Genomic DNA, 22,178 nt, shown 5'->3' on the forward strand with positions numbered 1-22,178 from the left:
TTATAATTCTATAGAAGTTAAAAACTCTTTTCTAGTATCCTGATTGTGAAAATTTCCACCAAAAAAAGATGTTACTGTAGATGTGGAATCATCTTTAATACCTCTTGATGATACACAAAGATGTTTTGCATCCATAATAACTGCCACATGTTCTGTGTTTAATACTTTTTGCAGATGCTTTCCAATTTGAATTGTCAAACGCTCTTGAACTTGAGGTCTTTTTGAAAAATAATGTACAATTCTGTTCAATTTGGATAATCCGATAATCTTACCTGAGGAAATATAGGCAATATGAGCTTTTCCAAAAATAGGAACAAAATGGTGTTCGCAATTGGAATAAAAGTTGATATTTTTTTCTACCAACATCTCATTGTATCCAAATTTGTTTTCGAATAATGTGGCAGCTGGTTCATTTTTAGGATCTAAACCACTAAAGATTTCTTTAACAAACATTTTTGCAACCCTTTTAGGCGTTCCTCTTAATGAATCGTCAGTTAGATCTAATCCAAGTGTTTGCATGATTTCCTTAAAATGACCTTCGATTTTTTTGATTTTTTCATCATCTGTCAAATCAAATGCATCTTCCCTCAAAGGAGTATTTACAGAGGAGCCAATATGATTGTCCCCCATTTCTTTTTCCTTGGCAGAAAAGGCATCAGAATCAATAAGCAGGGAATTCAACGAAATTTCGTTCGGTTTCATATAGTTTAATTTTAAGGTCAATGTTTGTTGGAATAACTTTTCGGAGCTTTTCGTAAACCACAACTGCTATATTTTCTACAGTAGGATTTAAATTTTTAAACTCTGGTACGTCTAAATTTAAATTTTTGTGATCAAATTTTGAAATAATTTCTTCTTGAATCCAATTTGATAAAATTTTTAAATCAACAACATAGCCTGTCTCTGGATTGATATGTCCAATTAATTGTACTATCAACTCATAATTATGGCCGTGATAATTGGGATTGTTGCATAAACCAAAAACTTCGTTGTTTTTCTCATCGGTCCAATCGGCATTATATAAGCGATGTGCAGCATTAAAATGCTCTTTTCTAAAAACACTAATTTTTTTTGCTTCTATCATATTTGAAAAAATCCTATAAATTTACGTTACTATTTATGAAAATTACCTTTAAACAAACAAAAAATACTATTTAATCTTTATGAAAAGAAGGAAGTTTATTACTAGTTCCTTGATTATAGGCTCAACTGCCGCCATTTATCAACCATTTTCAGATTCTAAATCATTAGAACAAAAAAATGTTCGATTAGGTTTCATTGGTGTTGGACTTCGTGGTCGGAATCATTTAGAAATGGCATTGTATAGAAATGATGTGGATGTTGTGGCAATTTGTGACGTTGATCCTAAAGCATTGGCCCTTGCCCAAAAGATGATTTCTAATAAGGGAAGAAATCCTGCAATTGAATATGGAAAAGGAGACCACGATTTCGAAAACCTTGTTAAAAGGGATGATATAGATGGTGTGATAATTGCTACTCCATGGGAATGGCATGTACCAATGGCCCTAGCTTCCATGAAAGAAGGGAAATATACTGGTGTAGAGGTTTCTGCTACTGTAACCCTAAAGGAAAGTTGGGATTTAGTCAATATGCACGAAAAAACTGGAGCACATTGCATGATTTTGGAAAATGTTTGTTACCGTCGAGATGTAATGGCTGTATTGAATATGGTTCGCCAAGGTATTTTTGGAACTTTATCCCATGTGCAATGTGGCTACCAACACGATTTACGTGAGGTTAAATTTAACGATGGTATAAATCCATATGGAGGTGGAGTTGAATTTGGTGAAAAAGGATTTTCTGAGGCAAAATGGAGAACACAACATTCTGTAGATAGAAATGGAGATTTGTATCCAACGCATGGCTTGGGTCCAGTTGCAGAAATGCTGAATATTAATAGAGGAAACCAGTTTTTATATCTTACTTCCATGGCATCTCCTTCCATGGGTTTACACGATTACATTGTGAAAAAAGGTGGAGAAAATCACCCAAATGCAAAAGTGAAATTCAAATTAGGAGATGTGGTTCAAACCATGATTAAATGTGCAAATGGAGAAACAATTTTGATTACTCATGATACCAATTTGCCTCGTCCCTATTCTTTAGGTTTCAGAGTTCAAGGAACCAATGGAATTTGGACAGAAGATAATAAATCTATTTATCTGGATGGAGTTTCGCCTAAAAAACATTCTTGGGAGGAATTTAAGCCTTATCAAGAAAAGTATGATCATCCTCTTTGGAAAAACCATGCTTCAGATGCCGAGAATGCAGGACATGGTGGGATTGACTATTTCGTTTTAAGGGCCTTTATTGAAGCTATTAAAAACAAAGTGGCCCCTCCTATTGATGTTTATGATGCTGCAGCTTGGTCAGCCATTTCACCATTATCAGAAGAATCGATTAAAAAAGGCTCAACAGCCGTTCAAATACCTGATTTCACTCGTGGAAAATGGAAAACAAATAAACCTATTTTTGGACTAACTAACGAATATTAAAATGACCTCACAAAAATCTTCCGGAAACGGAGCCTTACTTATTATTGGAATATTATTCTTTGTATTTGGTTTTGTAACCTGGGTAAATTCCGTATTAATTGCATTTTTTAAATCTGCTTTTCATTTAAATAATTTTCAGTCGCTTTTAGTAGCCTCTGCTTTTTTTATTTCGTATTTCGTGATGTCAATTCCCTCTTCCTGGGTTTTGGCTAAATCTGGATTTAAAAATGGCATGTCTTTTGGTTTATTCGCTATGTCGATCGGTACTTTACTTTTTATTCCTGCAGCAAATTCAGAGAATTATGCTTTATTCTTATTGGGATTGTTCATTATTGGTTCAGGCTTGGCTCTGTTACAAACTGCCTCCAATCCGTATGTAACAATTTTGGGTCCAAGAGAGAGTGCTGCAACCAGAATCTCATTCATGGGGATATGCAATAAAATTGCGGGAATTTTAAGCCAATTTATTTTTGGTAGCCTATTATTATCAAATGAAATTGGTGACAAAGTTGATTTAGGTATAGTTATCAAGCCTTACGCAATAATGACTTTAGTTTTAGTGGCCTTAGCTATTTGGATTCGTTTTTCTGCTTTGCCTGATATCGATTCAGATGAGGAAGATTCTGAGCAAGAAATTGCTACGAAAAAGACATCTGTGTTTCAATTTCCAAATTTGGTTTTAGGTCTTATTGCATTTTTCTTGTATGTAGGTGTAGAGGTAATGGCTGGTGATACCATTATCAATTATGGTACTTCTCAAGGATTTGCAATGGATGAAGCGAAGAATTTTACTTCTTTTACATTGTACGGAATGTTGGCTGGTTACATTGCAGGAATACTTTTTATTCCCAAATTAATTTCTCAACAAACTGCATTAAATATTTCAGCCATCTTGGGAATTGTATTTTCTTTAGGTACGGTATTTGCACCCAATCCAACATTATCAGTAGGTAGTTTAGCATTTTTAGGATTGGCAAATGCATTGATGTGGCCTGCATTGTGGCCATTAGCAATTGAAGGATTAGGAAAATTTACTAAAATTGGTTCTGCTTTAATTGTGATGATGATTGCGGGAGGAGCTATTTTGCCTTTGGCATATGGACATATAGCAGATTTAATTGGCGATACAAAAATGGCGTATTCGATTATGCTACCTTGCTATGTGTTCATTTATTATTATGCAGTAAAAGGTCATAAAAAGAAGTCTTGGTAAGGAATTTTGCCTATTTTTGTATTTTAATTTACAGTTTTGGACGCATCTCAATCTCTTATAAAAAATAGTAATATTTATGCACCATCTTTGGTGAGCTATGTTCGTCGACAAACCATTCCAGTTCAGATAGGTGACTTGATGATGGGTTCGGATTATCCAATTCGAGTGCAATCTATGACAACCGTGGATACAATGGACACATTAGGTTCTATTGAGCAATCCATTCGAATGATTGAAGCAGGATGTGAATTAGTTCGAATTACTGCTCCTTCTGTCAAAGAGGCTCAAAATTTAGAGAATATAAGAAAAGGTTTGCGCGAAAGAGGCTATACTACTCCCCTCGTTGCAGATATTCATTTTACACCCAATGCAGCGGAATTAGCGGCAAGAATTGTTGAAAAAGTTCGCATCAATCCTGGAAATTACGCAGATAAAAAGCGTTTTGAGACGATTGATTATACAGAAGCATCTTATGCTGCTGAATTAGAAAGGATTCGAGATAAATTTTTACCGTTAGTAAAAATTTGTAAGGAATATGGAACTGCCATGCGAATTGGCACCAATCATGGTTCATTGTCAGACCGTATTCTAAGTAGATATGGCGATACCCCTCTTGGTATGGTGGAGTCAGCCCTAGAGTTTTTGCGGATTTGTGAAGATGAGAACTATTTCAATATTGTCATTTCAATGAAGGCTTCCAACACGCAGGTGATGGTAGAGGCTTATCGATTATTGGTTCAGCGGTTAAATGAGGGTCAATTTAAACCATACCCATTGCATTTAGGAGTTACTGAAGCAGGAGACGGTGAAGATGGTCGAATTAAATCTGCTGTGGGTATTGGAACGCTTTTGGAAGATGGCTTGGGAGATACGGTTAGGGTATCTTTGACGGAAGATCCAGAATTTGAAATGCCAGTAGCACGAGATTTGGTCAATCGTTATTCTCAAAGAAAGAATCTTTCAGGTAAAATTGAAGCCTTCCATACAGAAAATACAAATTTTGATTCGCCAATTAATCCATTTGTACACCAGAGAAGAAAAACTTTTGAAAATCATACATTAGGTGGACATCAAGTGCCTCGTGTTATTGCTGATTTTTCAAATGAATCCAAAATTAATTTAGCTTCATTGAAATCTATTGGTCATTTTTACTTGCCTGAACCAGATAAATGGGCGATGAACGATCTGGGTGCCGATTTTATTTATACAGGCCAACAGCAGGTGGATTTTATGTTGCCCAATGGATTGAAACAAATTCAGGACGTAAGTTTGTGGGCAAATTCAACTGATGAAAATGTATTTCCTCTATTTACCCTAGCTGAATTGACATCTTTTGCTCAGCGAAATCCAATTTTGAATTTTGTAAAAATAGATGCAGATGAGGTTATTCAGAATAAAAATTTTATACAAACATTATCAGCAGATAAAACCTTAATTCCAATTATTCACTCGAATAATGAACACAATATGCCTGAGATTCGTCGGGCAATGTTTGAATTGATTCAAAATGAAGTACAAAATCCGGTAATTTTCCATTTTACCTATAAAGATTTAAATGCGGATCAAACACAGTTGTTTGCTGCCACTGATGCTGGTGCATTGTTTTTAGATGGATTGGGAGATGGCCTGATGATAAGTTTGGATGAAAATCGAAATGAATATCTAAAAACTTCTAATTCTTTGGCCTTTGGAATACTGCAAGCAAGCAGAATGAGAATTTCAAAAACAGAATATATTTCCTGTCCCTCTTGTGGTAGAACTTTGTTTGATTTACAAGAAACTACAGCCAAAATTCGAAAGCAAACAGACCATTTAAAGGGAATTAAAATTGGAATTATGGGTTGTATTGTAAATGGTCCTGGAGAAATGGCAGATGCTGATTATGGTTATGTGGGTATTGGGAAAGATAAAATTTCCTTATATCGTGGACAAGAAATAGTTAAACGCTCCGTCCATTCAGATACCGCTGTTGAGGAGTTGATTCAATTGATCAAGGATGATGGGAATTGGAGGGAAATATAATTATGAATTGTAAATTATTAATTATTAATTATTAATTATGAATTAGTTTCTCGTTACAAATCGGTAAATAATAACGATTAAACAAATCAAAAACATAATAATTGATATTTTGTTGATAGTATGCATCGCTCGAAGGTTAAAATTTCTTTTTTCACCTTCTTTTGGCTTTTTAAATACTCTAATGAAATAATAAAAAAGCTCTCCTAATTTAAATTGATCTTTTATTCTGCTCATTTTTTTGTTTTTTTATAATTAACAATTAACAATTAACAATTAACAATTTATTTCGTTCCAAAGGCACAATAATTCTTTTTTGCAAATTGAATGGTTTTCGGGTCTTTGGTTTTGGACTTGATGAAGTCGCATAAAAACTGATATTCTTTGGGTCCAGGTGCGCTAGGAAGGGCATCTAAAACCTTTTGAATGATGGCTAAAGCCTCTTTGTTTTTCTTTGCTTTAAATAAAATTCCACATTCAACCATCCAAGTTCTTCGTACAATAGAACCATCGTCTAAACCAACTTTTTTCATCTGGATCTTCAATTTTTGTAGACCAGTATTACTCATTTTATTTGCCTGAGAACTAGTTAATACAATTTGAAAAATGTTTTCATAAGTCATGCGGACAGAATTTGCATCAAATTGTCTTTGATATACCCCTAAATTGCTAACAAAATAATCAAATAAAGGATTTTCATTATTCATCAAGGATTTACCTAAAAAATTAAATGAATTCCTGCTTGAATATTGATTGGCGGGAATTAATTTAATGTATTCGTTTAAGGCTTTAATGTTGGTTAAAGTATCACCAGAAATACGTGCGATTTCAGCATAATTCAATAAAAATCCAGGATTCTTCTCCCCTTTTTTTAACCTTTCAGCCATTTTATCATAATGTTCAGCAGTATTAGCGGCTTTTTGACCAATAGAATTAACATTTATCACCGAATTTTCACCTTCTCCAAAGATTCTTGCCTGCACCAATTTCATCGTTTTGGGGTCAAAAAATAAAAAAGTTGGTGTAGCATTGATGATAATTTTTAATTGGCGAAGAATTTGATAATTCATCTGCTGACGTAAATCCAATTGATAATTTATGAATTTTGCATTGTAAAGTGCTCCTACCTGGGGTTGTGCAAAAGTGCCTTTAAATGACTGACAAACATGGCAATCGGGGGCATAAGCCTCAACAAACAAAAGCTTATTTTGTTGTTTGGCTAGTGCAATAGCTTGATTAAAGTTTTTGTTAGTCAAAAATTGAATTCCTCTTTGGGCATAAATATTTTGAAAAGCACAAAAGAGAAATAGGGATAAAAAGGCTTTTTTAAGCATTTTATTGTTGTTTATTTAATGTTTCTATTTCCTTTTTCAAATTCAAGGATAATTTTCTACACACGCTATCAACTTCTTTCGCAAACTCTTCATCTCCAGTTGCTTGAGCAGATGCGTCTGAAATTGTTCCCAATACTTCAATGAAAAAACGTTTCATGTCCAATACTTCCATGTCTTTTGTCCAAAGAGGCAAAGTTAAAGTTCCTTTATGGTAAGGGTCCCAAGTAGCAACTAAAATAGCTTTTGTTTCTTCAATTCCTTCATTTGGATTGTCGGTTGCAGACCAAGAAATCTGTTCAGGAATATTTTGATCGTCTAATTGTATTTTAAAGTTAATTTCAGAATGTTTCATTTAATTTAAATCGTATTTTTGTAAAATTACAAAAACTAAATGGTTCGAGCAGAAATAATTACAATTGGGGACGAGATTCTTTATGGACAAATATTGGACACCAATACCCAATGGATTAGTCAAGAGTTAGATAAACTTGGGATTAAAACTGTTCGTAAATCGTCTGTAGGCGATGCCCGTGAAGCTATTGTGGGGATTTTTGATGAAACACAAGGACGTGCAGATTTAGTGATTATCACTGGAGGATTAGGGCCAACAAAAGACGATTTAACAAAAAAAATATTAGCAGATTATTTTGGTTCGGAATTGGTTTTACACCCTCAAGCATTGGAAGATGTTACTGAGTTTTTCAAAATTCGGGGAAGAGAATTAACCGAAATAAACCGTTCTCAGGCGTTTTTGCCAGCTAATTGTACATTTATTCGGAATGCTCAGGGAACTGCACCTGCCATGTGGTTTGATGAAAAAGGAATCATTTGGATATCCATGCCTGGCGTACCTTTTGAGATGAAGGCAATTATGGAAAAGGAGATTTTACCAAAATTGGCAGGTCATTTTAACACGCCTACAATTGTTCACAGAGTTATCAAAACTGTTGGAATTGGCGAATCTTATTTATCAGTTTTAATTGAAGATTGGGAGAATAATTTACCCGAACATATTAAATTGGCTTATTTACCAAGTTTGGGCTTAGTAAAATTACGATTAACTGGTTTTGGAAATGATGAAATTCAATTAAAAAAAGATATTGCAATTTGTGAGACCTCCCTAAAGAAAATTGCAGGTGAATATATTTTTGGATATGAAAATGACGAATTGGAATCTGTAGTGGGTGAATTACTAAGAAATAAAAATGAAACAATTTCGGTTGCAGAGTCTTGTACAGGTGGATTTTTGGGGCATAAATTTACTTCCATAGCTGGTAGTTCTGATTATTTTGTAGGTGGAGTCTTGGCCTATTCAAATGAAATAAAATGTAACTTATTAGGAGTTGAGTCAGAAATTTTAAAGAATTTTGGTGCGGTAAGTGAAGAATGTATTCGCCAAATGGCTGATGGTGTCAGAAAAATGACTGGTTCTACTTATGGACTTGCTACCTCTGGAATTGCAGGCCCCGGTGGTGGTACAGAGGATAAACCTGTTGGGACAGTTTGGATTGCCTTATCGGGTCCGAATGATACCATTACCCAAAAATTGACTTTGGGCGGTTCTCGAAAACATAATATAGAATTGAGTACAATAGCTTGTTTGAATTTATTGCGAAAGAAAATACAGTAATATGGCATTGACAGAAATTATTATGCCCAAAATGGGTGAAAGTATCATGGAAGCTACTGTTTTAACTTGGTTGAAAAAACCGGGGGAATTTGTGGAAGCGGACGAATTTATTTTAGAAGTTGCAACAGATAAAATCGATACAGAAGTGCCAAGTCCCATTGCAGGGGTAATAAAAGAGGTTTTGGTTAAAGAAGGTGAAATTGCAGAAATTGGTAAGCCCATTTGTGTGATTGATGCTTCAGAAAATCAGCAAATAAATTCAGAAATTCCTTCGCCTGTATCCTTTCAAGACGTATTTCAAGCAAATGATTCTTTGGCTAATTTAACAGATTTGTCTTTGTCGAATCCGGAGGATGGAGAAACAGGTAATCCATGGATTTCACCATTAATCAAACAAATTTGTTTGCAAGAAAATGTTTCTCAGCGTGAATTAAGTACTATTAAAGGTACTGGTTTAAATAATCGCATCACCAAAAAAGATGTATTGAATTACATTGCTATTCGTAATTCTAAGCATACAATTTCCTCAGGGACCTTGAGTCAAGGTGCTGGCATGCGTTTGCCAGGAGATGTAGTTACAGAAATGGATCGCATGCGTAAAATGATTTCTGAACGTATGGTGGATTCTAAACGTGTTGCTCCCCACGTTACTTCCTTCATTGAGACAGATATGACTGATGTGGTTTTATTTCGTGAAAATTTAAAAACTCATTTCAAAGAAAAATATAAGGAAGCTTTTACCTATACGCCTATCCTTTTAATGGCAACGGCTAAGGCCTTAAGTGATTTTAAAGGTATGAATATTTCAGTTGAAGGTAATTTTATTGTTCAACATGACCAAATTAATTTAGGAATGGCAGTTGCCTTACCAACAGGTAATTTAATTGTCCCAGTTATTCATGAGGCTGATAAGCTGTCATTGCTTGAATTAACTCAAAAAGTAAATGATTTGTCTAATCGGGCTCGTTTAAATAAACTTAAACCTGCAGATTTGGAAGGAGGTACATTCTCTGTTTCCAATATAGGTTCATTTGGAAATATCATGGGTACTCCTATTATAGTTCAACCGCAAGTTGGAATTTTAGCTTTTGGAGTCATTGAAAAGAAACCTGCTGTGATTACTACGAAAAACGGAGATGAAATTGCTATCCGTTCAAAAATGTATATTTCTCACTCTTATGACCACCGTGTAGTTGATGGTTCCTTAGGAGGAAGTTTCTTGAAACGTGTTTCAGATTATTTAGAAAAGATATTAGATTGGGTAGAGGTGAAAGAGTTATGAGTTATGAGTTTTGAGTTATGAAGTTAAAATAAAAAAGAGACGAAAATGCAATTGCAAACTCGTCTCTTTTTTTGTCTCTAGTCTCTTGTCTCTAGTCTCTGATCTTAAAACTTAGCATCAGCTGGTTTAACATTCATTTTGATAATGCGTAACCAAATAAGAATTTTGATTAATGGGAAAGTCGGATCGAATTCAAACCATTTAGTTGCAAAATTTTCACGATTTGGTAATTTATGGTGATTGTTTTGGAACAACTCTCCCATCATTAAGAAATCGAAAATTAATGAATTGCGTGAATGGTCGTGATTATCGTAATTTTGGTAACCATATTTATGTCCTGACCAGTTAACAATTGCACCATGAACAGGACCCATAAGGAAGTGAACAGGAAGTAAAAAGAAAAATGCCCAGTGCATGTCGAATTTTACAAAAGCAAAAATGTAAAATGATGAATAGGCAACTCCCCAGAAAATTCTAGAAATCCATGAATCACCAATTGACTCTATCGTTTTTGAAACAGGGTAATTGTGCTCAAAACGATCTTCAACATTTGTTCTACGGTTTAAAACAGCATTGTAAATATCTTTTGTTTTCCACATCATAGTGAAAACATTACTTGAAAACATTGGGCTATGTGGATCCTTAGCTGTATCTGAAAATGCATGGTGCATTCTGTGTAAGATCGCATAGGCACGTGGCGATAAAAAGGAAGATCCTTGAGATAAATAGGTTAAAAAGTAAAAGAACTTTTCCCAGAATTTATTCATTAAGAACATCTTATGAGCCGAATAACGATGTAAAAAAAACGTTTGGCTAAATAAAGAAACGTACCAATGAATAAAAAATGCAGGAAGTACTAATTGCATGATATTTTGTTTTTGTTTAAAAATATGGCACAAATTTACTAAAAAAAATGTAAAACTAGGCTTTTAAATCACCTTTTTGGATTGCAAATGCGGCAGTACAAATGAGTCCGGCCGTTTCAGATCGTAAAATTGATTTTCCTAATGAAAATGGTTCATATTTATTTTGTTTTAGAGTCTCAATTTCTTCCATTGAGAAATCGCCTTCTGGTCCAATTAAAATATGAGTTTCTGATTTCTGTTTGGCTATTTCCGCCAAACTTGATATATTTTCATTTGAAATATAAGCAAATGCTTTAACGCTTTTTTCTGAATTTAATTGTGTGATCAGGTTTTTGAAACTTAGAATTTCGGATAATTGTGTTTTATATAGCTGTTTGGATTGTTTTAAAGCAGAAACAATAATTTTATCCAAACGATTTAATTTAATCTCTTTTCTTTCAGAGTTTTTTGAAACAAAAAATCCTATCGATTTAATGCCCATTTCTGTACATTTTTCTACCATCCATTCCATTCGCTCCATTTGTTTGGTTGGGGCAATCCATAAATGTAGTTTTTGCGGGTTTTCTGGTAAATTTTCGACTACCTGTAATTCTTTGAAATAAACTTTTTTCCCTTCAATCTTTATGATTTTGGATACATATTTTGTTCCATTTCCATCCAACAAATAAAATTCGCTTCCTACCCCCATTCGCAATACCTTACTTGCATGGTGAGAATCCTCATCACTTAAGTGTGTAGTTTGGGTCGGATTTTCTAGAAAAAATACTGGAAGGTTCAATTTTCTTCATTTTTAAAGGAATACATGGTCTCATCTGCTTTAAATGTGCCATTATTGAAATTTTGAATAAAATTTTCGATTACATCATCCTCTAAAGTTGGAACATATAAAGCGGCTTCTATGCCTATTCCGAATTCAAATTGCTCATCTAATTGAATAAATTCAGAAACTTTTATTTCATCGGTTTCTTCTAATTCCTCAATTACCTCTAAAATCATCATTTCAACTTCTTCATCCAATTGTTCATTGGCCGTGTAAGTTTCATCTCTACTTTCTATTGGTATATATAAAGGGTATTCATTCATTACTTCGCGCTCTGCTTCTTCATAAATTACACTTGAATAATGTAATTGCAAAGTGTAAAGCATGGCGTCAAACACGACCTCTCTCCCATTGTAATTTCCAATGAATTGAATGTGTGCCATTTCTTTGTCATTGCCAATTGGCAAATCATCATCTTCTATGAAAATGAATGATTTGCCTTCAGCTTGACATTTTTCTTTAACTTTTTGAATTTCTTCGGCTAAAAAACCTGGATTTGAATTCATGAAATGTATAAATTACTTGATTAATAATAATTCACGATACTTTGGTAAAGGCCACTCATCATCGTCAACAACAAGTTCTAATTTATCCACAGCATATCTGATTTCATCAAAGAAACCTTTTACTTTCGTACTGTATAAGTGTGCTCTTTCTGCGATATCATCTACATTATTAGCTTCCTTACGAGCTTCTGTCATTTCGTTTTGTAAACGAACAATTTTCGAAGTATACTCAGAAATTTTCTTAATCATTTCAATAGTAGGCTCATAGAAAGATTTATCTATTCCAATTTCTTTTTGACCTTTTACATTTTCTACCAAAGATGTTTGGTATTTAATAGAAGTTGAAACAATGTGGTTAATAGCCATATCACCAATTACACGAGATTCAATCTGAATTTTCTTGATATAATTTTCTAATTCAATTTCATAACGAGCGTGCATTTCTTCTTTTGAATAGATGCCGTATTTGGTAAATAATTCAATGGATTCTGGTCGTGTATAAACATCTAGTGCTTCTGGAGTAGATTTCAAGTTAGATAAACCTCTTTTTTCTGCCTCTTTAACCCACTCGTCTGAATATCCATTTCCTTCGAAACGAATCTTTTTAGACTCTTTGACATATTTTTTCAGAATCTCCATAATAGCCAATTCTTTCTTTACGCCTTTGTCTAAAACAGCATCAACATCTTTTCTGAAAGCAATTAACTGGTTTGCAACAATAGTATTTAGAATGGTCATTGGAGCTGCAGAGTTTGCTGACGATCCAACAGCACGGAATTCAAATTTGTTACCGGTAAATGCAAATGGTGAAGTTCTGTTTCTATCTGTGTTATCCAAAATCAATGATGGAATTTTGTTGATTCCTAATTTTAGATAAACATTATCTCCTTTTTCTAAGGTAATATCCTCAATATCTTTCATTTTTTCCAAATCGTCAAGAACTTGACTCATGGTTGAACCCAAGAAAGCAGAAACAATAGCAGGAGGAGCCTCATTCGCACCTAAGCGGTGCTCGTTGCCCGCTGATGCAATAGAAGCGCGTAACAAATCGGCATTGTCATGTACGGCCTTCAATACATTTACAAAGAAGGTTAAAAAGCGTAAGTTTTCTTTTGGTTTTGAAGAAGGGCCTAATAAATTAATTCCTGTATCAGTTGCTAATGCCCAGTTGTTGTGCTTACCTGAACCATTAATACCAGCAAATGGCTTTTCATGGAATAATACTTTGAATTTGTGCTTTGTAGCCACTTTGTTCATTAAATCCATTAATAAAGCATTGTGGTCACAGGCTAAATTTGCTTCCTCAAAGGTTGGAGCTACCTCAAATTGAGCTGGGGCAACTTCATTATGTCGAGTTCTAACTGGAATTCCTAATTTCAAGGCTTCAATTTCAAAATCTACCATAAAAGCATTTACGCGATTAGGGATGGATCCAAAATAATGATCTTCTAATTGTTGTCCTTTTGCCGGCGCATGTCCAAATACAGATCGTCCTGCCATCATTAAATCTGGACGAGCATTGTGTAAGGCTTCATCAACCAAGAAATATTCCTGCTCAATACCAACAGTTGGAATTACCTTATTTACATCACGATTAAAAAATTCTTTAATGACAGCCGTAGCAGCTTTGTCAATCAATTCGATTGATTTTAAAAGAGGTGTTTTATAATCAAGGGCCTCACCTGTATATGATACAAATACAGAAGGAACGCATAAGGTTGCAGTTCCAGTAGAGTTTTCCATGATGAATGCTGGCGATGAAGGATCCCATCCGGTATAGCCTCTTGCCTCAAATGTCGATCGAATACCTCCATTTGGAAAAGAAGAAGCATCTGGTTCTTGTTGAACTAAGGCAGAACCCTTGAATTTTTCAACAGCCTTACCATTGCTTAAGTCAATATCAAAAAATGAATCGTGTTTTTCAGCTGTAGTACCTGTTAATGGTTGAAACCAGTGTGTATAATGAGTTGCTCCTTTTGAGATAGCCCAAGATTTCATGGCAGCTGCAACTTCGTCTGCTGCATCACGGTCAATTTTAGACCCGGTTTGAATTGCGGTTGTGATTTTCAAATAAGCCTCTGGAGATAACAAGGAACGCATCACTTCATCATTGAAAGTCATGCTACCATAATAATCTGTTACTTTTTCTGAAGGAACCTTAACATTGGTACTCTGTCGCGTTTGAGCAAGGTCTAACGCTTTAAAACGATTGATAGCCATATTATGTGAATTAATTTTAGTAAAAATAGCCAAAATTTCCCTTGATTTAAAATTTGAAAAATACTTTAATTGGATTGTTTTTTGGGGATTATTTAGAGAAAAATTGCATTTAATAGATTTTGTGGTTCAAAATTAGTTAATTTTTTAAACAAAAGTATTGTTTTTGTCAAAAGTAGGTTTAATTTTGTATTCATAATTCACGAAAAAACTATTTTTCAGCAAAAACAAGTATAAAAATGGCAAAGTCAAAATTAGAGTACATTTGGTTAGATGGTTATAAGCCTACTCAAAGTTTACGTTCAAAAACTAAAATTGAAAACAACTTCTCAGGGAAATTAGAAGATTGTGATGTGTGGAGTTTTGATGGTTCTTCTACAGAGCAAGCTGTTGGAGGTTCATCTGACTTATTATTAAAGCCAGTTTTTATTTGTGCTGATCCTGCTCGTAAGAATGGATATTTAGTAATGTGTGAAGTATTGAATTCTGATGGTTCTGCGCATGAGTCTAATGGTCGTGCTACTATTGAAGACGATGATAATGATTTCTGGTTTGGTTTTGAACAAGAGTATTTCTTGTGGGATCCAGAAACTAACAAGCCATTAGGATTTCCAGTAAATGGATATCCAGCACCACAAGGACCTTATTATTGTTCAGTAGGTGCTGCGAACGCATTTGGTCGTGATATTGTTGAAGAACATTTAGATTTATGTTTAGAGGCTGGTTTGAACGTAGAAGGTATCAATGCTGAAGTTGCTGCTGGACAGTGGGAATTCCAAATTTTTGACAAAGGCGCTAAAGGAGCTGGAGATCAAATCTGGGTTGCTCGTTATATTTTAGAAAGATTAGGTGAAAAATATGGCGTTGCTATTAACTGGCATTGCAAGCCACTTGGACAATTAGATTGGAATGGTTCAGGTATGCATGCTAACTTCTCAAATACTACATTGAGAACTTGTGGTGACAGAAAAGTTTATGAAACAATCTGCGAAGCATTTGCTCCCGTAGTTAAAGAACATATTGAAGTTTACGGTGCTGATAATCATTTACGTTTAACTGGAAAGCACGAAACTCAATCTATCGATCAATTCTCTTATGGAATTTCTGATAGAGGTGCATCAATTCGTATTCCAATTGTAACAGTGGAAAAAGGATGGAAAGGTTGGTTAGAAGATCGTCGTCCAAATTCGGCTGCAGATCCATACAAAGTTGCTTCTAGAATTATTAAAACTGTAAAAACAGCTAAGTTATAATTTAATTTTGCATTTATATACTATTGAAAATGGCGGGATTTCCCGCCATTTTTGTTTTAAAATCAACTAATAGATTTTAAATATAAGTTTAAAATTTGTGAAATTCTTTCTTCTTATTTAAGGGGAAATACGTACCCTTACCCCCTGCAATATACAGCAAAAAAAGTTCAGTTGTTTGATAAATTAATTTTCTCAAATTCGCTCCTTAAATGCAATTTTATTACCTTTGCGGGCTAATAAGTTTACATGAAAAAGGTTGCATTTTATACGCTAGGTTGTAAATTAAATTTTGCTGAGTCAAGTGCCATAGCTCGTTCTTTGGAGCCATTGGGATTCTCTCGTGTAGATTTTGCTGAACATCCTGATTTATTTGTGATCAATACTTGTAGTGTGACCGATCATGCAGATAAAAAATGCAAAAAGGTGGTTCGAGAAGCTAAAAAAATCAACCCCAATTCAGTTGTAGCAATAATTGGCTGTTATGCTCAGTTGAAACCAGAAGAGATTGTTCAAATTCCTGGAGTTGATTTGGTTCTTGGAGCAAATGAAAAATTCAAATTACCTGAATTAATTCAGCCATATTTAAATAAACCTTCCGAACAACATCCTAAAATTATTGCTTCGGAAATTCGATACGATTTAGATTACCATGCCTCCTATTCTTTAAATGATCGTACAAGAACTTTTTTGAAGGTACAAGATGGTTGCGATTACCCTTGTTCCTATTGTACAATTCCTCTGGCACGTGGACAAAGTAGGTCAGGAAAAATAGCTGAAATTTTACCTTTGATTGAAGAGATTGGAACAAATGGAGTAAAAGAAATTGTTTTGACAGGAGTAAATATTGGTGATTTTGGTATTCAAAATGGTCAAAGAAATGAATCGTTTTTCGATTTAGTGAAAGCAATTGAAAACCAAAACGATGTACATCGTTTTAGGATTTCTTCTATTGAACCGAATCTACTAACCAATGATCTGATAGAATTTTTGGCTTTAAGTCAAAAGTTTGTACCCCATTTTCATATTCCTTTGCAATCAGGATCCAACGCAGTGTTGCGATTGATGAAAAGAAGGTATCAGAGAGAATTGTATGTAGATAAAGTGGAGAAAATTAAACATGTGATGCCGAATGCATGTATCGGAGTTGATGTAATTGTTGGGCATCCGGGAGAAACGAATGAATTGTTTTTGGAAACATTTGAGTTTATCAATCAATTAGATGTAGCTTATTTGCATGTGTTTCCCTATTCCGAGCGACCAAATACTTATGCCGTGGCTATTCAACCCAAGGTGATAAGTAGGGATAAAACAGAGCGTGCGAAAATGTTACATATTCTTTCTGAAAAGAAAAAAAGAGCATTTTATGAATCTCAATTAGGCCTGAAAGGGCAAGTTTTGTTTGAGGAATCTGCTGAAAACGGTATGATGGAAGGTTTTTCTGAAAATTATATACGTGTTTCTGTGCCGTATGATCCTTTATTGGTAAATACAATTCAGCCTGTCCGCTATAAATCCATTGATTCTAATGGATTAATGAAATCTGAAATTTTATTGCAATTGGTTTAAAACAAAAAAGCCGGAATCTAAAAGTTTCCGACTTTATTTGAAACAAAACCACAAGAATCATTAATCTGTGGTTGTATTTAATTGTTTTTTAGTTGATTGATTCGTCGTGTTGTGAAATATCTAAGCCAATTTTTTCTTCTTCTTCAGTTACACGTAATGGAATTAATGTATTTGTAATGATAAGTAAAATATAGGATCCAATAAAAGCAAAGGCAGAAACAATTACCAATGCAAGTAGGTGTTTGAAAAACAAGCCAGTTTCTCCATAAAATAATCCATTAGTTGTTACAGCAGCATTTACAGCGCTTGTAGCAAAAATACCAGTCATCAACATTCCAACCATTCCTCCAACACCATGACAAGGAAATACATCCAAAGAATCATCCAATTTAGAGTTTAATCTCCAATGAGCTAAAATGTTTGAGATTATTGCCGCAACAACTCCAATAAAAATAGCAACTGGAACTGTAACGAATCCAGAGGCTGGAGTAATTGCTACAAGACCAACTACTGCACCAATACAGAATCCAAGTGCACTTACTTTTTTACCTTTTGTTACATCAAAAAGTACCCATGATAAACCAGCAGCTGCCGCAGCAACGTGGGTTGTAGAGAAAGCAGTTACGGCTAAAGAAGAGGCTCCTACCGCCGAACCAGCATTGAATCCAAACCATCCGAACCATAATAAACCAGTTCCTAATAAAACGTATGGAATGTTGGCAGGAGGTAAAATGTTTGATTCAATATGTGATTTTCTTCTTCTTAAATACAATGCTCCAGCTAATGCAGCCCATCCAGCCGACATGTGAACAACTGTTCCTCCTGCGAAATCTAAAACTCCTAAGTTGAATAAAAATCCATCAGGATGCCATGTCCAATGCGCCAAAGGTGCATAAACGGCTACACAGAATAAAATCATAAACAATACAAATGCTTTAAAGTTAATTCGTTCAGCTAATGCCCCAGAAATAAGTGCAGGAGTGATTACAGCGAATTTCATTTGGAAAAATGCAAATAGAGCAAATGGAATTGTGAATTTTAATTGATCTGCAGAACCTAAGGCTAATTTATGATCGAAAACATGGTTGAACATGAAAAAAGTTCGAGGGTCTCCGATGAATCCTCCGATGGAGTCTCCAAATGCAAGAGAAAATCCAAAAATAATCCAAATTACTGAAATAACCCCCATGGCAATGAAAGATTGCAACATGGTTGAGATTACGTTTTTGTGATTGACCATACCACCGTAGAAATAAGCTAATCCGGGAGTCATTAATAGTACAAGTCCTGATGAAACTAACATCCAGGCGGTATCTCCTGTATCGACTCCTTCAGTGGGCATTGTTCCTGGTAATTCAGTGTATAATGCAAGAATGGAGAGTCCAATCAATACCAATAAAGGTATCCAAGTTGATTTTGAGTTTGCCATAATTTTAAATGTTTAAATGCTTGATTAATTAGTTTTGTTTTAAAATTTGTAAATAAATACTGTTCCAAAAGTGGTTTGTGAGCTGGTGGCTTTTCCTTTGCTATCTACAAATTGATTTGTTTTGTAGGCATCGGTTCTTATTTCTGGTTTGATTAAAAGATGTCCTTCCGCAGCAGTAAAAGTAGCTGTAAGGGTTAATGATTTGACATCTGTACCTGTAGAATTTCCGTCAGCATCTATATAACGTAATGCTCTTGCACCAGAAGTGTTATCAAATACCTCATAGCGTGCTCCAAGGCTAAATTTATCAGTAAAAGCATAATTACTATAAAAGGCTACTCCACCCCATGTTTTATTGTTTCCAACGTTTCCGCCTCCTTGATAGTCACCTGTTTGGGAGCCATATGCAGCATTTAATCCTACAAAATATTTAGAAGTTAATTGGTAGGAAGTTGTTAAATCCAATAAATTGTAACTACTCCCATCATTGTCATTAGACTCGTCTGATGTAATTCCATTTAAATAAACGTTCCAACCTTCTTTAGGTGATATAAAATATTGAGCAATTAATCCTTTAGATGAATTGTTGTCATTTAAATTGTCGACATTATTTACAACCCCTACCATCACTGATGATTTTTCTGAGAAGGCATAGGCAGCTTTCGCTCCAATATGGTAAAATGGTCCATTGTTAAACAAATTGGATAAGGAATAATTGTAGTTGACTGGTGCGTCAATTACTTCGTAACCAATATGGGTACCGAATTGTCCAGCTGTAAAGGTTAATTTTTCACTTGCCTTCCAATTGAAATAGGCTTGTTTGATCGCGATGGCTGATGTTGCCTTTCCTTGGCCTAAAGGACCAATTACGTTGCCATATTGGCCAAGGTCTGCATTGGGGCCAAAAGTTAAATCAACTACTACGTCTGAACTTTTAGTAGAGTAGTTGAATTTAGTTTGAACTAGTCCTAAGGAAAATTGATTTGATTTTTGATCGAATGCTCTTTCGTATCCAGAAACTCCCAAATTGCTTCTTGATGCAGGGCCATTTCCGTTAAATAAATAATACGAGTCGATGTAACCGGAGAAAGAAAATTTTGAACTTTCAGTTACCGTTTCTTGTCCAAATCCGCAAAATGCTAAAAGGGCTAAAACGAATGTTGTAAAGGACTTTTTCATAGGCTTGATGATTTTTTTGTTATAAATGCTTGATTACTGAAACAAAGATTAGGATATTTTTCAGTAATTACAAGAAAAAACAATAAAAATTAAACCTATTTTTTGTGTTTTTGCAAAAAATATGCAAAAAGTGGTTAAAATTTAAACTTAAAAATTAATATTTTGCAAAAATGAAGAACAGGAACGAGAGACTAGAGACGAGAAAAGAAATGAGAGACGAATTGATGGAATAAAAAAAGACGAGAGAAGCATTTCGCCATCTCTCGTCTTTTGTCTCTAGTTTCTATTCTCTCGTCTCTATTATCTATTCCGCATGCAGCCAAGCTTTTTTCGCCAACAAGGTTTCCTTGTCTTCTTCGTGGTCCGGATCTGGTACGCAACAATCTACAGGACAAACAGCCGCACATTGTGGTTCCTCGTGAAAACCTGTACATTCAGTACATTTATCAGGAACGATATAATAAAATTCATCAGATATTGGATCAATTGGTGCTTTAGCATCCATAGCAGAACCATCCTCCAATTCAACTTCAGTTAAGGCTGTTCCTCCAGCCCAAGTCCACTCCACTCCTCCTTCATATATAGCTGTATTTGGACATTCTGGTTCGCAAGCCCCGCAATTGATACATTCTTCTGTAATGATGATAGCCATTTCTATAAAATTTTAAAAGACTTAGGTCTTTGTTGCTAAAAAATTTACGCAATTTACGAACAGAATTTTGAATAGTATATATTTTTAGTTGACTATTGTAAAAATTTTAGAACTTTGTATTAAATTATTTAATTGCAAACGTCAAGATTATGTCAAAAAATACCTTTTTGGATTTAATTACCTACCTAAAAGAATATTTTACATCTTCATCCAATGAAGAAAAAATTGAACTTTTCATAGAAAAAGCCTTGGGGCAAAATCCCTGGTTTACTCGTGATTTGGTTGATTATTCAATGGATGCCATTCAAAAGCAATTCTTTGACAGAAATAAATGGGAACATTTTTTTGAAGAACAGGGACTGCCTAAGCAAAGTACTCCTAAAAAAGTTGGAATTGTTTTACCAGGAAATTTACCTGCAGTAGGTATGCACGATGTTTTGATGGTTTTAGCCTCGGGAAATATTTGTTTAATCAAATTGAGTTCTCAAGATACTCCCCTAATGCAATTATATGTAGAGGTTATTCAATCCTTTGGAAAATTTGAAATTCAAATAGTTGATAAAATTAAAGATTCTGAGTTTGTAATCGCTACAGGTTCCGACACCACAGGTAATTATTTTGATCAATATTTTAAAGATATTCCACGTATTATTCGTAAAAATCGAAGTTCATTGGCAATTCTTTGGGGAAATGAATCGAAATCTGATTTTGAAGGTTTGGCAAAAGATATTTTTACGTATTATGGTTTGGGGTGTAGAAATGTATCCTCTATTTTTATCCCAAAAGATTACGATTTAATTCCTTTATTTGATGTGCTGACCACCTATCAGTGGGTAATGGAACATCATAAGTATTCAAATAATTACCAGTACCAAAAGACTTTATTTTTATTAAATCAAGTCCCACATTTCGACTTAGGCAATTTATTGGTTCTTGAAAAACCAGAATTAGTTTCTGCAGTGGGAGTTTTACACTTGCATTATTATTCTAATGAGCAAGAATTAAAAGAAATGCTTGTAGGTTTTGAAGAAAAAATTCAATGCAAAGTCGGAATTGGCCAGGATTTAATTCCGTTTGGTTTGGCGCAAGAACCTAGTTTAAGTGATTGGGCAGATGGGGTGAATACTTATAGAATTATGAATTATGAATTGTAAATTATTAATTCATAATTCATAATTCTTTTAATCCCAAAAGCCACTCCCATTCCAATCAATCCCCCCACAATTACATCTAATGGGTAATGAGCTCCCAAGTAAATTCTACTATATGATATAATTGAAGCCCAGGCTATTATTAAATATAGCATGTTTTTGTTTTTTGTAATTAAATATAATCCAATTGCTAAGGCAAATGAATTAGCAGCATGAGATGAACAAAAACCAAATTGTCCACCGCAACCATCTGCTAAATGAATCCAAGATTGAAAGCTTGCTTCATGACAAGGTCTTAGTCGCTGTATCCAAGGTTTAAGGATTGAAGAACAAATTTGATCCGAGATTGCAACTGATATAATTAAATAAACAATTGGCTTCCAAGATTGTTGTTTGAATTTTCGAATTAAGTAATAGATTATCAAAAGATAGAAAGGGATCCAAACATATTTATTAGAAAAAAATATCATTACAGAATCAAACAATTCCGTATGGTGAAGGTTTATCCATTTAAATAATTCGCTATCCCAACTTGGCCACATAAA

General features: G+C 34.4%; 21 protein-coding genes. 8 read left to right on the forward strand and 13 right to left on the reverse strand.

All coding sequences use genetic code 11. From position 1 onward, the window contains the following. Together folE and EOJ36_RS00980 are read right to left on the reverse strand one after the other, a co-directional pair. Entirely contained in the window at positions 1-702 is a 702-nt protein-coding gene (folE, locus tag EOJ36_RS00975) for a GTP cyclohydrolase I FolE (protein ID WP_127802148.1), read from the reverse strand. Further along, on the reverse strand, positions 662-1,084 hold the full coding sequence (locus EOJ36_RS00980; RefSeq protein ID WP_127802149.1) for a 6-pyruvoyl trahydropterin synthase family protein: 423 nt from the start codon (positions 1,082-1,084) through the stop codon (positions 662-664). The genes folE and EOJ36_RS00980 overlap by 41 nt, the downstream gene beginning before the upstream one ends. 79 nt (positions 1,085-1,163) lie before the next feature. On the opposite strand from EOJ36_RS00980, the gene EOJ36_RS00985 reads away from it, so the two are divergent. The 3 genes from EOJ36_RS00985 to ispG are packed head-to-tail and all read left to right on the forward strand — an operon-like array spanning position 1,164 to position 5,751. Beyond that, a complete protein-coding gene (locus tag EOJ36_RS00985; RefSeq protein ID WP_127802150.1) occupies positions 1,164-2,516 on the forward strand; it encodes a Gfo/Idh/MocA family protein in 1,353 nt (450 codons plus the stop codon). Position 2,517: 1 nt separating this feature from the next. Beyond that, the gene (locus EOJ36_RS00990; protein ID WP_127802151.1) at positions 2,518-3,729 is read left to right on the forward strand and encodes a sugar MFS transporter; all 1,212 of its coding nucleotides are present in this window, start codon (positions 2,518-2,520) and stop codon (positions 3,727-3,729) included. Between the two features lie 36 nt (positions 3,730-3,765). Further along, the gene (gene ispG / locus EOJ36_RS00995) at positions 3,766-5,751 is read left to right on the forward strand and encodes a (E)-4-hydroxy-3-methylbut-2-enyl-diphosphate synthase (RefSeq protein ID WP_127802152.1); all 1,986 of its coding nucleotides are present in this window, start codon (positions 3,766-3,768) and stop codon (positions 5,749-5,751) included. A 42-nt stretch (positions 5,752-5,793) separates the two neighbouring features. Here the strand turns inward: ispG and EOJ36_RS12050 are convergent, their stop codons facing one another. Genes EOJ36_RS12050 through gldC form a run of 3 tightly spaced genes read right to left on the reverse strand, consistent with a single transcriptional unit; the run spans position 5,794 to position 7,434 of the window. Next, entirely contained in the window at positions 5,794-5,985 is a 192-nt protein-coding gene (locus tag EOJ36_RS12050; RefSeq protein ID WP_127802153.1) for a DUF6728 family protein, read from the reverse strand. Positions 5,986-6,032: 47 nt separating this feature from the next. After that, positions 6,033-7,082, reverse strand: a complete 1,050-nt coding sequence (locus tag EOJ36_RS01005) for a thioredoxin family protein (protein ID WP_127802154.1) — start codon at positions 7,080-7,082, stop codon at positions 6,033-6,035. 1 nt (position 7,083) lies between these two features. Then, positions 7,084-7,434, reverse strand: coding sequence for a gliding motility protein GldC (gldC, locus tag EOJ36_RS01010; RefSeq protein WP_127802155.1), 351 nt, complete (start codon positions 7,432-7,434; stop codon positions 7,084-7,086). Between the two features lie 39 nt (positions 7,435-7,473). Here gldC and EOJ36_RS01015 point away from each other — a divergent pair, with 39 nt between their 5' ends. Together EOJ36_RS01015 and EOJ36_RS01020 are read left to right on the forward strand one after the other, a co-directional pair. Beyond that, a complete protein-coding gene (locus tag EOJ36_RS01015; RefSeq protein ID WP_127802156.1) occupies positions 7,474-8,712 on the forward strand; it encodes a competence/damage-inducible protein A in 1,239 nt (412 codons plus the stop codon). 1 nt (position 8,713) lies between these two features. Further along, a complete protein-coding gene (locus EOJ36_RS01020) occupies positions 8,714-9,994 on the forward strand; it encodes a dihydrolipoamide acetyltransferase family protein (protein WP_127802157.1) in 1,281 nt (426 codons plus the stop codon). A 104-nt stretch (positions 9,995-10,098) separates the two neighbouring features. Here the strand turns inward: EOJ36_RS01020 and EOJ36_RS01025 are convergent, their stop codons facing one another. Genes EOJ36_RS01025 through EOJ36_RS01040 form a run of 4 tightly spaced genes read right to left on the reverse strand, consistent with a single transcriptional unit; the run spans position 10,099 to position 14,406 of the window. Continuing rightward, entirely contained in the window at positions 10,099-10,860 is a 762-nt protein-coding gene (locus EOJ36_RS01025) for an acyl-CoA desaturase (protein WP_127802158.1), read from the reverse strand. Between the two features lie 55 nt (positions 10,861-10,915). Further along, positions 10,916-11,638: an RsmE family RNA methyltransferase gene (locus EOJ36_RS01030; RefSeq protein WP_127802159.1), complete on the reverse strand. Its 723-nt coding sequence runs from the start codon at positions 11,636-11,638 to the stop codon at positions 10,916-10,918. After that, entirely contained in the window at positions 11,635-12,186 is a 552-nt protein-coding gene (locus EOJ36_RS01035; RefSeq protein WP_127802160.1) for a hypothetical protein, read from the reverse strand. Before EOJ36_RS01035 ends, EOJ36_RS01030 begins: the two co-directional genes overlap by 4 nt. 12 nt (positions 12,187-12,198) lie before the next feature. Continuing rightward, positions 12,199-14,406: a glutamine synthetase III family protein gene (locus EOJ36_RS01040; RefSeq protein ID WP_127802161.1), complete on the reverse strand. Its 2,208-nt coding sequence runs from the start codon at positions 14,404-14,406 to the stop codon at positions 12,199-12,201. Positions 14,407-14,642: 236 nt separating this feature from the next. Here EOJ36_RS01040 and EOJ36_RS01045 point away from each other — a divergent pair, with 236 nt between their 5' ends. Both EOJ36_RS01045 and mtaB read left to right on the forward strand, forming a co-directional pair. After that, positions 14,643-15,656, forward strand: a complete 1,014-nt coding sequence (locus tag EOJ36_RS01045; RefSeq protein WP_127802162.1) for a glutamine synthetase beta-grasp domain-containing protein — start codon at positions 14,643-14,645, stop codon at positions 15,654-15,656. Positions 15,657-15,902: 246 nt separating this feature from the next. Further along, positions 15,903-17,222, forward strand: a complete 1,320-nt coding sequence (gene mtaB, locus EOJ36_RS01050) for a tRNA (N(6)-L-threonylcarbamoyladenosine(37)-C(2))-methylthiotransferase MtaB (RefSeq protein ID WP_127802163.1) — start codon at positions 15,903-15,905, stop codon at positions 17,220-17,222. Positions 17,223-17,310: 88 nt separating this feature from the next. Here mtaB and EOJ36_RS01055 read toward each other — a convergent pair whose 3' ends face one another. From EOJ36_RS01055 to EOJ36_RS01065, 3 genes are all read right to left on the reverse strand, one after another. Beyond that, positions 17,311-18,651: an ammonium transporter gene (locus tag EOJ36_RS01055; protein ID WP_127802164.1), complete on the reverse strand. Its 1,341-nt coding sequence runs from the start codon at positions 18,649-18,651 to the stop codon at positions 17,311-17,313. 39 nt (positions 18,652-18,690) lie between these two features. After that, positions 18,691-19,830 carry an outer membrane beta-barrel protein gene (locus tag EOJ36_RS01060; RefSeq protein ID WP_127802165.1) on the reverse strand — a complete coding sequence of 380 codons (1,140 nt, stop codon included), beginning with the start codon at positions 19,828-19,830 and terminating at the stop codon, positions 18,691-18,693. A 304-nt stretch (positions 19,831-20,134) separates the two neighbouring features. Beyond that, the gene (locus EOJ36_RS01065; protein WP_127802166.1) at positions 20,135-20,482 is read right to left on the reverse strand and encodes a 4Fe-4S dicluster domain-containing protein; all 348 of its coding nucleotides are present in this window, start codon (positions 20,480-20,482) and stop codon (positions 20,135-20,137) included. A 149-nt stretch (positions 20,483-20,631) separates the two neighbouring features. Here EOJ36_RS01065 and EOJ36_RS01070 point away from each other — a divergent pair, with 149 nt between their 5' ends. Continuing rightward, entirely contained in the window at positions 20,632-21,636 is a 1,005-nt protein-coding gene (locus EOJ36_RS01070) for an acyl-CoA reductase (protein ID WP_127802167.1), read from the forward strand. On the opposite strand, the gene EOJ36_RS01075 is transcribed toward EOJ36_RS01070, so the two are convergent. After that, positions 21,624-22,175, reverse strand: a complete 552-nt coding sequence (locus EOJ36_RS01075) for a phosphatase PAP2 family protein (protein ID WP_127802168.1) — start codon at positions 22,173-22,175, stop codon at positions 21,624-21,626. The genes EOJ36_RS01070 and EOJ36_RS01075 overlap by 13 nt on opposite strands. Positions 22,176-22,178 lie beyond the last annotated feature (3 nt).

The organism is Sandaracinomonas limnophila (assembly GCF_004005965.1).
In the GTDB taxonomy this organism is placed as follows: Bacteria; Bacteroidota; Bacteroidia; order Cytophagales; family Spirosomataceae; genus Sandaracinomonas; species Sandaracinomonas limnophila.